The following is a 15,577-nucleotide window of genomic DNA, read 5'->3' as shown; positions in this document are numbered from 1 at the left end:
GAAGTTGGAATACCGTTATTGATATTCAAATATATAAATTAGTAGCGATCAACTTCTCGTGTCGCATTTCTTAACGGAGGCAACTAAATATGGTAAAAGAAAATATTTGTATCGTATATGGTGGTAAAAGCGCAGAACACGATGTATCAAAACTGACTGCACAAAACGTTTTAAACGCGATTAACAAAGACAAATACCTTGTTGATATCATTTACATTACTAATGATGGACAATGGAAGAAAAAGAATAACATTGCTTCAGAAATTAAATCTGTCGAAGAACTTAGTTTAGAAGACGTTGAAGCTGGAGAAATTACATTATTACTTAAAGAAAGTAGTGAAGGTAATAAATATGACGCTATTTTCCCATTATTACATGGGCCTAACGGAGAAGATGGAACGATTCAAGGACTATTCGAAGTACTTGATTTACCATACGTAGGTAATGGTGTACTAGCCGCTTCTAGTTCAATGGATAAATTAGTGATGAAACAACTGTTTGAACATAGAGGCCTACCACAATTACCATATATTAGCTTTTTAAGAAGTGAATATGAGAAATATGAAGGTAACATCATTAAACTTGTAAAAGACAAACTTACATATCCAGTCTTTGTCAAACCAGCTAACCTTGGTTCAAGTGTAGGAATTAGTAAATGTAACAATGAAGAAGAATTAAAAGCAGGTATCGAAGAAGCATTCCAATTTGACCGTAAATTAGTTATTGAACAAGGTATCGATGCACGTGAAGTTGAAGTAGCGGTATTAGGTAATGACTATCCAGAAACAACATGGCCAGGTGAAGTCATTAAAGATGTAGCATTTTATGATTATAAATCTAAATACAAAGATGGCAAAATTAGTCTACAAATTCCAGCAGAATTAGATGAAGAGGTTCAAATGACATTACGCAATATGGCACTTGAAGCTTTTAAAGCTACAGACTGCTCTGGTTTAGTTCGCGCAGATTTCTTTGTTACAGAAGATAATCAAATTTTCATTAACGAAACAAATGCTATGCCTGGATTTACTGCCTTTAGCATGTATCCAAGCCTTTGGGAAAATATGGGTCTTTCATATTCTGAATTAATTACGAAATTAATTGATTTAGCCAAAGAACGTCATGAAGACAAAAAGAAAAATAAATATACTATTGATTAAGAGAGGGATTCAACTATGATTGAAGTATCATTAAGTCAGATACAAACTTGGATACCTTGCGATATTGATGAACAATATTTAGAGAATACAATTAAAGGCGTTACGATTGATTCACGTGCGATTACTGAGGGTATGCTATTTATCCCATTCAAAGGTGAGAACGTCGATGGACACCGTTTTGTTAATCAAGCCTTGAAAGATGGTGCAGGTGCTTCTTTTTATGAAAAAGGCCACCTCATTGACGATGACATAAATGGTCCAATCATTTGGGTAGAAGACACACTTACCGCACTTCAAGACCTTGCTAAGGCATACTTACACCATGTCAATCCTAAGGTCATTGGGGTAACAGGTTCTAACGGTAAAACTACTACAAAAGATATGATTGAGAGCGTCTTACACACCGAATTTAAAGTGAAAAAGACACAAGGTAATTACAATAATGAAATTGGACTACCATTAACTATTTTAGATCTTGACGAAGATACGGATATTTCCATTCTTGAAATGGGGATGTCAGGTTTTCACGAAATTGAATTATTATCAACGATCGCTCAACCCGATATTGCAGTGATTACAAATATAGGTGAATCACATATGCAAGATTTAGGTTCTCGCGAAGGTATTGCTCAAGCAAAATCAGAAATTACAATTGGTTTAAAAGCAAATGGAACGTTTATCTATGATGGCGATGAACCATTATTACAACCACACGTTAAAAAATTAAAACAAGTAAAATTATTAGGTGTAGGATTAAATCATGATAATGCATTAGTATGTGAAGTTGAAAATAGTAAAAATGACGGAATTGCATTTAAAATAAATGATGAAGAACACTATGAATTACCTATTTTAGGTATTCATAATATGAAAAATGCAGCCATGGCTATCGCAATTGGCCATGAACTCGGTCTAGACTATGCTACGATTCAGCGAAATATTAATCACGTTCAACTAACAGGCATGCGCATGGAACGTCATGTAACTGACGAACAGATTACAGTTATTAATGACGCATATAATGCTAGCCCAACAAGTATGAAAGCCGCTATTGATACGTTAAGTCATATGGATGGTCGCAAGATTATTGTTCTTGCTGATTCACTAGAATTAGGAGAAAATAGTCGTCAAATGCATGAAGAGGTAGGGGCTCATTTAGAAGGCAAGAACATTCACACCTTATTAACTTATGGGAATGATGCTAAATTTATAAGTGACGTAGGTGGCCAATTTGTAGAAAATGTCGCTTACTTCATCGATAAAGAAAAATTAACTAAGTATTTAAAAGGTTATTTAGTACCACAAGATAAATTACTAATCAAAGGTTCTCGAGGAAATAAACTCGAAGAAGTCGTCAACGAACTTATTTAAAATTTTCAATAAAATAATTTTGTATATAATAAGTCATTGTGTGTGAGTAAAATCCGGCAATGGCTTGTTTTTTATGCCCTTTTCCAAAGAAAAATATAAACACCATTATCCCTCAAATAATAAGATATTAGGCTATGCTAACGAATTGCTTTATTGCGATATATATTTTTAGGTGGTACTATATAGAAGTTGACGTAATAAGAGGACCTTATATACACAGACGTATATTAATTAAATAAGAAAGTTTAAAGGAGAATTATATTGCAAAATTTTAAAGAACTAGGGATTTCGGATAAAACAGTTGAGACCCTTGAAGCAATGGGTTTTAAGGAACCAACACCTATCCAAACAGAAAGTATCCCTTACACATTAGAGGGGAAAGACGTCCTAGGACAAGCTCAAACTGGTACAGGTAAAACAGGAGCTTTCGGGATTCCTTTAATTGAAAAAGTTGTTGGCAGATCAGGCGTTCAAGCCTTAATCTTAGCACCGACTAGAGAATTAGCTATGCAAGTAGCTGAACAGTTACGTGAATTCAGTCACGGACAAAATGTTCAAGTAGTTACTGTATTCGGTGGTATGCCAATCGACAGACAAATCAAAGCATTGAAACGTGGACCGCAAATTGTAGTAGGTACGCCTGGACGAGTTATCGACCACTTAAATCGTCGTACTTTAAAAACTCAAGACATCCATACATTAATCTTGGATGAAGCGGATGAAATGATGAACATGGGATTCATCGATGATATGAGATTTATTATGGATAAAATTCCAGCTGAACAAAGACAAACTATGTTATTCTCAGCAACAATGCCTAAAACTATCCAAAGCTTAGTGCAACAATTTATGAAATCACCACAAATTGTTAAAACAATGAATAATGAAATGTCAGATCCTCATATCGACGAGTATTATACAATTGTGAAAGAACTTGAAAAATTCGATACATTCACAAACTTCCTAGACGTTCACCAACCTGAATTAGCAATCGTATTTGGTAGAACAAAACGTCGTGTCGACGAACTAACAAGTGCGTTATTATCTAAAGGTTATAAAGCAGAAGGTTTACACGGTGATATTACTCAAGCTAAACGTTTAGAAGTCTTAAAGAAATTTAAAAATGATCAATTAGACATTTTAGTAGCTACAGACGTAGCAGCGCGTGGTTTAGATATCTCAGGCGTTAGTCACGTATATAACTTTGATATTCCTCAAGATACTGAAAGCTATACTCATAGAATTGGACGTACAGGCCGTGCCGGTAAAGAAGGTATTGCTGTAACATTTGTTAATCCAATTGAAATGGATTATATTCGCCAAATTGAAGAAGCAAATAACAGAAGAATGAGCGCTTTAAGACCTCCACATAGAAAAGAAGTACTTAAAGCCCGTGAAGAAGATATTAAAGATAAAGTTAAAAACTGGATGTCACGTGAAAGTGAAGACCGTTTAAAACGCATTTCAAGTGAATTATTAGAAGAATATGATAGCACAGAACTCGTTGCATCATTATTACAAGAACTTGTAGAAGCTAATGATGAAGTTGAAGTACAATTAACTTTTGAAAAACCTTTAGCACGTAAAAATCGTCAACAAGGTAAAGGTAATAACTCACGTCGTAGCGGTAAACGCAACAATAAATTCGACAATAAAAACAAACGTTCAAAAGGTAACTTCAACAAGAAAAAAGGTAAAAAACCTGAACGTCGCGACAACCAAAACAAAGGTAGATCATCTATGAAAGGTCGCACATTTGCCGACTTACAAAAATAATTAATATGAATTCATTTTTTACGAGACTGAGCCATGTCTACATTAATGGCTTAGCCTCGTTTTTTATTTTTAATGTGAAATAAAAATTTACTTTAAAATTAATAAATATAAATTTCATTTTATGAGCTCATGAAAATAATAGTGAATATGATATAATGTAGAAAAATTGCGAAGGAGTTTATTATGAAGTTAGAGAACTCATTTCATAAAAGTCCTAAAAATGCATACACTTACCACTGGATAAGTAGTGGTATTTCCTTTTTAATAGAGCTTCTTATACTTGGTGCCTTATATGTAATGTGGAAGTATTTTACTTGGTACCAGTTTATTATCTACATTTTAGTCGGCTTACTAGTTCTATCTATAATCCGTTTAGTGATCCAACCATACATACGCTTTAATTATAGGTATTATCGAGTGGAAAATAATAATTTAGAAACTAAAGCCTTTTTTATTTTTAAAAATTATAAAATTATAAAAATTGAGCGACTACAATATTTGGAGTTAAAAACTAACTCGATATTGAAGAAATTAAAATTAAATAAAATTGTAGCTGTAACTGCTGGTCATGAAATAACACTACCAATGGTTACAGAGCAAGAAGCCGAAAAGTTAGCGAATGATATCTTTATAGAATTGAGAGGTGCAGATACTGATGTATAGCCCTCAGAAGTTACATCCCATTTCCTATCTGACTGCTTTAATTAAAGTAATAAAACAAAATATTTTAACTTTTATAGTCTTTATAGGCTTTAATGTTTGGAATTTTGATTTCACTGAAATTAGACATTATATTGGACCAGCTATTTTCATAGTCATTGTTCTATTTGCCTCTATTAGTAAATTCATAGATGTGCGCGTTACACGTTATTGGATTGAAGACGAGCATTTTATCATCACGTCCGGTTGGTTTAATAAAAAACGTAAAGAATTAAATATTAGTAGAATTCAATCGTTAGATACGACACAAGGATTAATCAATCAAATCGTTGGCGGAGTGAGTTTACAAATTAAAACACCGAGTGATGGGGTTGAACTATCTACCATTTCTAAATCACAAAGTGATTTAATTGAACAAGCCATTCGTAAAAGACAATTAGAATTAAAAGGTGAAGTTGAAGTTGATTCTCAAGATAATATAAGAGAGGAAGCATTAGCTCATTCCGATGACATTAATGAAACTACGCCAAATCAACACCTTGAGAGTAAGCCTATTTTTAAGATGTCCTTTGGTTCTTTATTATTGATGGCGATGACAAGTGGTGCTATAGGCGTGGCATTCGCTACCATATCCCCAATTATCGGTGCTTTTCAAGATGTCATTCCGTGGAGTAAATGGACAGAGAACTTATGGCATTGGATAGACTCCGTATCATTAATTGTAATCACATGCCTAGCTTTTATTTTAATCATTAGTTATATCGTCGGGACACTCATAACATTAATCCGTTATCACAATTACACTGTTAGCCAACAAGATAGCCAACTTAAAATTAGTTATGGTTTATTAAATGTTAAAAATATTACAGTGCCAACTAATCGACTCCAAGCAGTGTTAGAGAAACAATCATTTTTAAGAAGATTATTTGGATACACATCTATTCATTTTATCATCACTAGTGATCTAGACGTAGAATCCGAAGATGATGTCAGTAATAATGGAAAGATTATGATATTACCGTTTATTAAACGTAAAGAAGCTTATAACATCATTGAAAGTCTTGTTCCTGAAATGCAATTTAGCAAAGTACATAAAGGGATGCCATGGCGTGGTTACCATCGTCATTTCTTCATTCCAAGCTTAATTTTAATCATTGCTACTTGCTTTGCTACATACTATTGGAGTGCTTGGAGCATCTTAATCACAGTGGCTATCATTGTACTTATGGCGATTCATGCATTAATTTATGTTCGTTCCTCAGGCCTTCATTTTGAAAATGAGGAAATAGCACTGCGACAAGTAAGCTTATTCGGATTTAATACGTATTATTTTAAAACGGATAAGATAATAGGAATGGAAACTAACCAACATCCATTACTAGAAAGAAGTCAATTATCAAACTTACATTTTATACTTGCTAAAGGTTCGATATTTAAAGACATTCATTTGAAATTTATTTCTGAAACCACAGCAAACTACTATATTAATGCATATTTAAGAGGTGAGTATAATGAATGATTATAAGTATATGCATCCACAAGGACCAAAAGTAATAAGAATCGCTTCTTTAATTACGTTTGCGGTATTATTATTAATCTTAATTATCACAAATATAGTAGATATATATTTTATGCATCTAACGAAACCAATTTGGAGTATAACTATTAGTATAGGTATATTAGTGTTGTTTTTAGTGATTTTTACTGTTATAACGCCAATCTTAAGATTTAAAAACTTTCGTTATTATTATAAAGACCATGAGATTTATATAAGAACAGGCATCATCTTTATTAATACAAAAATTATCCCATTTTACCGCATACAAAATATTGATGTTGTAGAAGGATATCTTATGAGAAAATATCAACTAGCGACATTATATCTTTCAACTGCGGGTGGTAATTCAGAAATTCAATTAATTAATAAGCAAGATGCCTATGAGTTAAAGAAGATTCTTCAGATTAAGAAAAGTAATCATCAAGATCAAATAACTGAAGAACCAACCGAAGAACAAATAAGTGAATGACTTGATGAGTGAGGTTACGTTTATGATTTATGGAATTGGTAGTGATTTAATAGAAATAGAGCGTATTACTAAAGTTTATTTAAAACAAAAGAGTAAGTTAGTAGAACGTATATTAACAGAGCAAGAACAAGAAAAATTTCATTCTTTCACAAGTGAAAAAAGAAAAATAGAATTTTTATCAGGACGTTTTGCGACTAAAGAAGCTTTTAGTAAAGCACTAGGCACTGGCTTGGGCAAAACAGTATCATTTAACGATATTAATTGCTATAACGATGACAAAGGTAAACCCTGTATAGATTATGCCGGTTTTATAGTACATGTCACAATTACACATACAGATAATTATGCGATGAGCCAGGTAATATTAGAAAAAGAAGATTAACAAGCTTATAATTATAACTATGTATATGAGGACTGTAACGAGATTTAAATAGCTTCTGATTAAAAAGTAAGCTAAAACAGTTAATCTCAAATTTTGAGGAGGACGTCTTATGTCAGACAAATTTTATAGAGCAACTTACTTAAACGTAGACTTAGAGGCTATTAAAGAGAATTACACTACTTTTACAAATCTTCATAAAGACAAAGTGATTATACCTGTAGTAAAAGCTAATAGTTATGGATTAGGTAGCGTAAAAGTAGCTCAATATTTGATGAGACATGGTGCAGAATTTTTTGCAGTAGCCACATTAGACGAAGCAATTGAACTAAGAATGCATGGAGTTAATGCACAAATACTCATATTAGGCGTTATTCCGCTAGAAGATATTAATAAAGCCATTCAACATAGAGTAGCCATTACAGTACCTTCTAAACAATGGCTAGAAGAAGCTATTAAGCTAATCGATGAGGATAATGAGAAAAATTTATGGTTACATGTAAAACTCGATACTGGTATGGGCAGACTTGGGATAAAAACGATTGAAGAATACAAAGAAGTTGTCGATTTAATTCATTCTTATCAACATCTCGTGTTTGAAGGCGTTTATACTCATTTTGCAAATGCAGATGAGCCAGGAGATTCAATTGAACAACAATATGCTTTGTTTGAAACTTTAGTCACACAGGTTGAACAACCAAAATATATTCACTCACAAAATTCGGCGGGTGCATTATTAAAAGATTATGAACTATGTAATGCTTTAAGAGTAGGTATATCACTGTATGGTTATTACCCTTCAGAATTTGTCAGAGAAAATGTACAGACTGAACTGAAACCAAGTGCACAATTAATCACTCAAGTCGTTCAAACTAAATACTTAAAAACAGGCGAATCTGTAAGCTATGGTAGTACGTACACTGCTCCAGAAGATATGAGGATTGCTATTTTACCAATAGGCTATGCAGACGGCTACTTAAGATCAATGCAAGGTAGCTATGTAGATATTAATGGTCAACAATGTGAAATCATTGGTCGCGTATGTATGGATCAAACAATTGTAAAAATTCCAGAGACTATTAAAGAAGGCGACGCAGTTATTCTTTTAGATAATCACATCGATTCGCCCCAATCCGCAGAAGCATTAGCCAAACAACAACATACGATAAGTTATGAAGTGTTATGCAATTTAGGAAGACGTGTGCCACGTGTCTATAATATAGACGACCAAACGTATGTTACCAATGAATTACTAAAATAGTATAGTCACTTGATACAAAATTTGTTATTATTAACTTAACTTAAGGTTTATAGTGTTTATTTGGTACCAAATGGAGGTTCATAAGTATGTTAACTTTTAATCAGAATAGAAGCCACAGTCTTGAACAGTCTTTAAAAGAGGGCTATGTACAAATGGCCGATCTAAACCTCTCCCTAGCAACAGAAGCTTTCCCTCTTGAATGTGAAGCTTGTGATTGCAATGAAACATATATCATTTCTAATTATAAGAGTGAATGATTAGAAGAGGAGATGTATATTTAGCTGATTTGTCACCAGTACAGGGCTCAGAACAAGGGGGAGTCAGACCTGTAGTAATCATTCAAAATGATACTGGTAATAAATATAGTCCTACCGTAATTGTTGCGGCAATTACAGGTAGGATTAATAAAGCCAAAATACCAACCCACGTCGAAATAGAAAAACATAAGTATAGACTAGACAAAGACTCAGTAATTCTACTAGAACAAATTCGAACACTTGATAAAAAGAGATTGAAAGAAAAATTAACCTATTTATCAGAAGAGAAAATGAAAGAAGTAGATGGGGCTCTAGATATTAGTTTAGGTTTACACGATGAGGTGAAACCTCAAAAAACTTAATGTTTTCCATGTATAAACCAAATATAAGCAAAACTAACTATGAAAGACAATGTTTTCCTGTTGTTGATTATTTTGTAATCAATAAATGAGAAAAAGATGCTTATACATATAAATTAGTATTATTCTACAATAGTCTTACTATTTAGTCATTGTCTCTAGTTGCTGACTTTAGGTTATCCTAAAGTCTTTTTTAGATATAAGTATTATTTGTAATATAAATTAAGCTAATGAAACGTAAGTATTGTAACTGCGAAGTAAGGAGGCAGATTCGTGGAAGAATTTAAAAAACACTATAAACAACTTATAGATGAAAGTTTAGTTGCTAAAAATAAAAAGCAATTTTTAGAAAAATGTGATGAATTTACTAATGAAGTAATCAAAAAAGATATTTTGCCTGAAGATGTTGTTGAAATACATAAAACATATATCACTTCTTTAAATTTAAATGAAACACAGGTGCTCGAAACCTTAGATGTCTTGCAAGAAATAGTTAAAGGTTTTGGCTATAGTTATAGAGATTATCAAAAGCTCGTTGATAAAATGCAATTCCACGATAAAGAGATAGACTTAGCTTCCAGACTTCAACAAACGATGTTAAAAACGGATATACCTCAATTTGATAGTATACAAATCGGCGTAATATCAGTAGCTGCTCAAAAAGTGAGTGGAGATTACTTTAACCTTATTGATCATAGAGATGGAACGATGAGTTTTGCTGTGGCAGATGTCATTGGTAAAGGTATACCAGCTGCCTTAGCTATGAGTATGATTAAATTTGGAATGGACTCTTATGGACATTCTCAATTACCAAGTGACGGATTAAAGAGGCTTAACCGCGTAGTCGAAAAAAACGTTAACCAAAATATGTTCGTGACCATGTTCTATGGTTTATATGAAGAGATGAATCATTTACTTTATTGTAGTTCAGCTGGGCATGAACCTGGATATGTATATCGAGCAGAGACAGAATCATTTGAAGAAATTGATGTAAGAGGCCGAGTTCTAGGAGTTAATCAACATACTCGATATAGTCAGCAAGAAATTCAAATTAATTTAGAGGACTTAGTCATTATCTTTACTGATGGTGTAACAGAAGCAAGAAATACAGATGGAGAATTTATTGATAAAGATACATTGCTTAATTTGATTCACAAATATAAACATATGCATCCTCAAGATATCGTACAGATTTTGTATGAAGCTATTTTAAAAATTCAGAATCCAAATAAACGTGACGATATGACCATTTTAATCATAAAAAGAGTAAATTAAATATTAAATTTTTTGATTATATAATTACAACAATGGGTATACTTGTATAGTATACATATTATTGAATAAGAAAATACTAGGAGTGTAAAAAACTATGAATCTTAATATTGAAACGGTAACTCACGATGACTATTATGAAGTTATTGTAGCCGGAGAGTTGGACGTTTATACAGTACCCGAATTAGAAGAAGTACTTGTACCAATGCGTCAAGAGGGTACACATGATATCCATGTAAATTTATCTAATGTAAGTTATATGGATTCAACGGGCTTAGGATTGTTCGTAGGTACATTAAAAGCATTGAACCAAAATGATAAAGAACTTTATATATTAGGTGTATCAGATAGAATTGGACGATTATTTGATATTACTGGTCTTAAAGATTTAATGCATGTTAATGAAGGAACGGAGGTAGAGTAACTTGCCAATTAAAAATGACTATATCGAAATGAAATTACCTGCCTCTGCGGAATATGTGAGTTTAATACGTTTGACGTTGTCAGGTGTATTTTCTAGAGCCGGCGCTTCGTATGATGATATTGAAGATTCTAAAATTGCTGTCAGTGAAGCAGTGACTAATGCTGTAAAACATGCCTATAAACATGAATCAACAAATGGTATGATAAACTTATGTTTTGAACTATTTGATGATAAAATTAAAATTGTTATTTCAGACCAAGGTGAAAGCTTTGATTATGAAACAACTAAAGCACAATTAGGACCTTATAACGATAATGAAAATATTGATTTCTTACGTGAAGGTGGATTAGGTCTATTCTTAATTGAATCCTTAATGGATGAAGTAAAAGTGTTTAAAGAGTCTGGTGTAACCATCAGCATGATTAAGTATATAAAAAAAGAGCAGGTGCCAAATAATGACGAAAGAGTCGAAATCAGTTAATGATGTATCACCTGAACAAATAAACCAATGGATTAAAGAACATCAAGAAAATGCGAATACTGATGCTCAAGATAGACTAGTTACTCACTATCGTAAATTAATCGAGTCTTTAGCCTATAAATATTCTAAAGGACAATCACATCACGAAGATTTAGTTCAAGTTGGTATGGTTGGTTTAATAGGTGCTATTAACAGATTTGATATATCTTTTGATCGCAAATTTGAAGCATTTCTAGTGCCAACTGTTATTGGTGAAATTAAAAGATATTTAAGAGATAAAACATGGAGTGTTCATGTTCCTAGAAGAATCAAGGAGATTGGACCACGAATAAAAAAGGTGAGCGACGAGCTAACCAATGAGTTAGAACGTTCACCATCAATTGCAGAAATTGCTAAACGTTTAGAAGTCACAGAAGAAGAAGTACTTGAAGCCATGGAAATGGGACAAAGTTATAACGCTTTAAGTGTAGACCATTCCATTGAAGCGGATAAAGACGGTTCGACAGTAACATTATTAGATATTATGGGACAACAAGATGATAACTATGATTTAACGGAAAAACGCATGATCTTAGAACGCATCTTGCCAATCTTATCTGATAGAGAAAGAGAAATCATTCAATGCACATTTATTGAAGGATTAAGTCAAAAAGAAACTGGCGAACGTATAGGTTTAAGTCAAATGCATGTTTCAAGATTACAAAGGACAGCAATTAAAAAATTACAACAAGCTGCAAAACAATAATAAAATAGCTGATAGCCTATAAACCTAGAATATTTCATTAAGAAATGTTCTGGGTTGTTTAATTTTATTAGAATTGTAAGATGGAGCTAGATAAAATCATATATTAAAACATGCTAAAATTAGATAGAAATATTGGAAAAGTGTGGTTAGATAATGGATAAAAAACTCATTGATGAAATTGCGACAAAGTATCAATTTTCAGAAAAACAAATAAAAGCAGTATTGGATCTATTAGAAGAAAATAATACTGTACCTTTCATTGCACGATACAGAAAAGAAGCTATTGGTGGCTTAGATGAAGTACAGATTAAACAAATTTCCGATGAATATCAATATGTAGTGAATTTACAAAAACGAAAAGAAGAAGTTATACATAATATTGAGCAACAAGGTTTATTAACTGATGAACTACGTCAAGAGATATTAAAACAAAATAAATTACAGCGTGTTGAAGATTTATATAGACCTTATAAACAGAAAAAGAAAACTAGAGCAACAGAAGCTAAAAGAAAAGGGTTAGAACCGTTAGCGACATTTATTCTGTTAGGAAAAGACAAAAATATACAAGAAGAAGCACAACGCTATTTATCTGAGGAAATTAAGACAGAGGAAGCGGCTATTCAAGGCGCACAAGATATTATTGCAGAACAAATTTCTGATAACCCTAAATATCGTAGCAAATTATTAAAAGATGTTTATCAACAAGGGCAAGTTGTGACTTCTAAGAAAAAGAAAGCAGAAGATGAAAAAGAAATCTATGCCATGTACTATGATTACTCTGAGCCAGTGAAAAGAATAGCTAATCATAGAGTATTGGCTATGAACCGTGGAGAAAAAGAAAAAGTATTATCTGTCAAAATTGAGTTTGATACTTCACAAATTGAGAACTTTATTGAAAAGAGAGAAGTTCAAAACTCAAACGTTCATCTGAGTTATATACGTGAAGCCATTCAAGATAGTTTGAAACGTTTAATTATGCCTTCAATTGAAAGAGAAATTCGTGGTGATTTAACTGAAAAAGCAGAAGCACACGCAATTGAAGTCTTCAGCGAGAATTTAAAGAATTTACTACTGCAACCACCTATGAAAGGTAAACAAATTCTAGGGGTTGACCCAGCATTTAGAACTGGATGTAAACTTGCGGTGATTAATCCTTTTGGAAAGTTTATTGCTAAAAGTGTGATTTATCCGCACCCACCTAAATCTCATGTTGATGCTGCGGAGAAAGAATTAGTGAAGATTATCCGAGACAATAATGTGGAACTCATCGCTATAGGTAATGGCACGGCTAGCCGTGAAACTGAGCAATTTGTCGCCAATGTCATTAATAAATATAAGCTCAATGCGCAATTTATCATTGTTAATGAAGCGGGGGCTTCTGTATATTCAGCTTCAGAAATTGCAAGAGCAGAATTTCCTGATTTTCAAGTGGAAGAGAGAAGTGCAGTATCCATTGGTCGACGCGTTCAAGATCCATTAAGTGAATTAGTGAAAATAGATCCTAAATCAATTGGAGTCGGACAATACCAACACGATGTGAATCAAAAAGAATTAGAACAAGCCTTAACGTTTGTTGTAGAAACAGCTGTTAACCAAGTTGGTGTCGATGTAAACACAGCTTCTAAATCATTATTGCAACATGTTTCAGGATTGTCTGGTGCTATCGCTCAAAATATTATTAATTATCGCGAAGAAAATGGAGCAATAAAACACAATAAAGAAATTAGCAAAGTCAAAAGACTAGGTGCTAAAACATTTGAACAAAGTATCGGCTTCTTAAGAATTGTCAATGGCACAGAACCACTCGACAACACATCAATTCACCCTGAAAGTTACCGAGTAACTTATCAACTCCTCAATAAATTAAATTTAACTATTGAAGATTTAGGTTCTGAAAAGCTAAAACAAACCTTAGCCAAAGCAGATATTGAAGTATTATCTAATGAGTTAGAAGTAGGACTGCCAACCTTAGAAGATATTATTAAATCATTAATGGCCCCTAACCGTGACCCTCGAGATGAATACGAAACACCAATCCTTAAATCTGATGTATTATCGATTGAAGATTTATCTGAAGGAATGAAATTAAGTGGTACGGTTAGAAATGTAGTTGATTTTGGTGCATTCGTTGATATAGGTGTAAAACAAGATGGATTAGTACATGTCTCTAAACTTTCCAAGAAATTTGTGAAAAATCCAATGGATATTGTAAGTGTTGGAGACATAGTTGACGTATGGATTCTAAGTATTGATAAAAATAAAGACAAAGTTTCATTAACAATGATTAATCCAAATGAATAATAGAGAGTTACAACAATTAGTAGAAGAGATCTCGTTAGAGGCATTTGATAGGACTTTTGAACATGAAGCGTTATTCAATAATCGGTTAAGAACTACTGGTGGACGTTATTTACTGGGCTCACATAATATTGAAATCAATCCTAAACAATATGAGACTTATGGTAATGATGCATTAGTAGATATTATAAAGCATGAACTTTGTCATTATCATTTACATTTATTGGGAAAAGGATATAAGCATAGAGATCGAGATTTTAAAATATTGAGTAAACAAGTTAATGCACCTAGGTTTTGTACTCCAATAGATAGTTATGAACAACGAGCTAATTATATTTACCAATGTACTAAATGTAATCATGAATATCTCAGAATTAGGAAAGTTAACATAAAAAAGATGAGATGCGGTCATTGTGGTGGAAAGCTAAAACTCAAAAAATTAATAAAATAAAATTTTAGGTTATAGTTTTAATAAGCTATATAAATATGTAATCATACCAAGAATAGCTATGGAAGTAGTATTCAATAAAGTTATACTTCTTTCGTGGCTATTCTTTTATTATATAGTGAGAAAAGTAGAAAGGTAATAGCGTGTATCTATTTAATAAGGTCTAAATAATTAATGTTCTACTTATGAATTTAGATATAAAATATCGGTAGGCTAAGAATAAGAGAGAATGGGACCGGTAATCTTTGCTTAGTATATAAGTTCTTAGTGGCTCAGTTACTTTTTTAAAATTATAATGTTGACTTTAATAATATAAACATGTATTATGGATATCGTTGCGTTAATAAATGACCAAACATTAAGTGTTTGTAAAACATTATTAAAAAAGTATTAAAAAGTTATTGACTTTTCATTACATAGCATTTACAATTGATAATGTTCTCGATAATGATTTAAATAATTATTGCGTTTTGCCAGCGGTCGTGGCGGAATGGCAGACGCGCTAGGTTGAGGGCCTAGTGGGAGAAATCCCGTGGAGGTTCAAGTCCTCTCGGCCGCACCAAATAATCTTTCTAATTAAATATGCGGGTGTAGTTTAATGGCAAAACCTCAGCCTTCCAAGCTGATGTTGTGGGTTCGATTCCCATCACCCGCTCCAT

General features: G+C 32.6%; 16 protein-coding genes and 2 tRNA genes. All 18 read left to right on the top strand.

The window, feature by feature from the left end:
* The first annotated feature begins 89 nt into the window (after positions 1-89).
* The 18 genes from FH144_RS10355 to FH144_RS10270 all read left to right on the top strand — a co-directional run bounded on the left by FH144_RS10355 (position 90) and on the right by FH144_RS10270 (position 15,576).
* On the top strand, positions 90-1,160 hold the full coding sequence (locus FH144_RS10355) for a D-alanine--D-alanine ligase (protein ID WP_198612461.1): 1,071 nt from the start codon (positions 90-92) through the stop codon (positions 1,158-1,160).
* A 15-nt stretch (positions 1,161-1,175) separates the two neighbouring features.
* Positions 1,176-2,531, top strand: coding sequence for a UDP-N-acetylmuramoyl-tripeptide--D-alanyl-D-alanine ligase (locus FH144_RS10350; RefSeq protein WP_242315698.1), 1,356 nt, complete (start codon positions 1,176-1,178; stop codon positions 2,529-2,531).
* Between the two features lie 261 nt (positions 2,532-2,792).
* Complete coding sequence (gene cshA / locus FH144_RS10345; protein ID WP_242315696.1) at positions 2,793-4,307, top strand: degradosome RNA helicase CshA; 1,515 nt, start codon at positions 2,793-2,795, stop codon at positions 4,305-4,307.
* A gap of 183 nt (positions 4,308-4,490) precedes the next feature.
* Positions 4,491-4,970: a PH domain-containing protein gene (locus FH144_RS10340; RefSeq protein ID WP_242315694.1), complete on the top strand. Its 480-nt coding sequence runs from the start codon at positions 4,491-4,493 to the stop codon at positions 4,968-4,970.
* Positions 4,963-6,486: a PH domain-containing protein gene (locus FH144_RS10335; RefSeq protein ID WP_242315691.1), complete on the top strand. Its 1,524-nt coding sequence runs from the start codon at positions 4,963-4,965 to the stop codon at positions 6,484-6,486. Before FH144_RS10340 ends, FH144_RS10335 begins: the two co-directional genes overlap by 8 nt.
* On the top strand, positions 6,479-6,994 hold the full coding sequence (locus FH144_RS10330; RefSeq protein ID WP_242315689.1) for a PH domain-containing protein: 516 nt from the start codon (positions 6,479-6,481) through the stop codon (positions 6,992-6,994). The genes FH144_RS10335 and FH144_RS10330 overlap by 8 nt, the downstream gene beginning before the upstream one ends.
* Positions 6,995-7,016: 22 nt before the next feature.
* On the top strand, positions 7,017-7,376 hold the full coding sequence (gene acpS, locus FH144_RS10325; protein WP_107507967.1) for a holo-ACP synthase: 360 nt from the start codon (positions 7,017-7,019) through the stop codon (positions 7,374-7,376).
* Positions 7,377-7,485: 109 nt separating this feature from the next.
* Positions 7,486-8,634, top strand: a complete 1,149-nt coding sequence (gene alr / locus FH144_RS10320; protein ID WP_242315687.1) for an alanine racemase — start codon at positions 7,486-7,488, stop codon at positions 8,632-8,634.
* 86 nt (positions 8,635-8,720) lie between these two features.
* Positions 8,721-8,891 (top strand): type II toxin-antitoxin system antitoxin MazE, encoded by a 171-nt coding sequence (gene mazE / locus FH144_RS10315; RefSeq protein WP_107507965.1) that lies wholly within the window; start codon positions 8,721-8,723, stop codon positions 8,889-8,891.
* Positions 8,888-9,253, top strand: a complete 366-nt coding sequence (locus FH144_RS10310; RefSeq protein WP_107507964.1) for a type II toxin-antitoxin system PemK/MazF family toxin — start codon at positions 8,888-8,890, stop codon at positions 9,251-9,253. The genes mazE and FH144_RS10310 overlap by 4 nt, the downstream gene beginning before the upstream one ends.
* Before the next feature lie 270 nt (positions 9,254-9,523).
* Positions 9,524-10,525, top strand: coding sequence for a SpoIIE family protein phosphatase (locus FH144_RS10305; RefSeq protein WP_107507963.1), 1,002 nt, complete (start codon positions 9,524-9,526; stop codon positions 10,523-10,525).
* Positions 10,526-10,619: 94 nt separating this feature from the next.
* Entirely contained in the window at positions 10,620-10,946 is a 327-nt protein-coding gene (locus FH144_RS10300; protein WP_107507962.1) for an anti-sigma factor antagonist, read from the top strand.
* Between the two features lie 28 nt (positions 10,947-10,974).
* Positions 10,975-11,427 carry an anti-sigma B factor RsbW gene (gene rsbW / locus FH144_RS10295; RefSeq protein ID WP_232806184.1) on the top strand — a complete coding sequence of 151 codons (453 nt, stop codon included), beginning with the start codon at positions 10,975-10,977 and terminating at the stop codon, positions 11,425-11,427.
* Positions 11,402-12,172 (top strand): RNA polymerase sigma factor SigB, encoded by a 771-nt coding sequence (gene sigB, locus FH144_RS10290; protein ID WP_242315685.1) that lies wholly within the window; start codon positions 11,402-11,404, stop codon positions 12,170-12,172. The genes rsbW and sigB overlap by 26 nt, the downstream gene beginning before the upstream one ends.
* A 153-nt stretch (positions 12,173-12,325) precedes the next feature.
* A complete protein-coding gene (locus FH144_RS10285; protein WP_242315683.1) occupies positions 12,326-14,473 on the top strand; it encodes a Tex family protein in 2,148 nt (715 codons plus the stop codon).
* The gene (locus FH144_RS10280) at positions 14,466-14,921 is read left to right on the top strand and encodes a SprT family protein (RefSeq protein WP_242315681.1); all 456 of its coding nucleotides are present in this window, start codon (positions 14,466-14,468) and stop codon (positions 14,919-14,921) included. Before FH144_RS10285 ends, FH144_RS10280 begins: the two co-directional genes overlap by 8 nt.
* 473 nt (positions 14,922-15,394) lie before the next feature.
* A tRNA-Leu gene (locus tag FH144_RS10275) sits at positions 15,395-15,480 on the top strand.
* Positions 15,481-15,502: 22 nt separating this feature from the next.
* Positions 15,503-15,576 (top strand) — tRNA-Gly (locus FH144_RS10270).
* Position 15,577: the final 1 nt, after the last annotated feature.

It is taken from the genome of Staphylococcus sp. acrmy (genome assembly GCF_022690565.1).
Classification (GTDB): domain Bacteria; phylum Bacillota; class Bacilli; order Staphylococcales; family Staphylococcaceae; genus Staphylococcus; species Staphylococcus caledonicus.
Note: the sequence above shows the minus strand (reverse complement) of the source record. Positions and strands in the feature narration are given on the sequence as shown.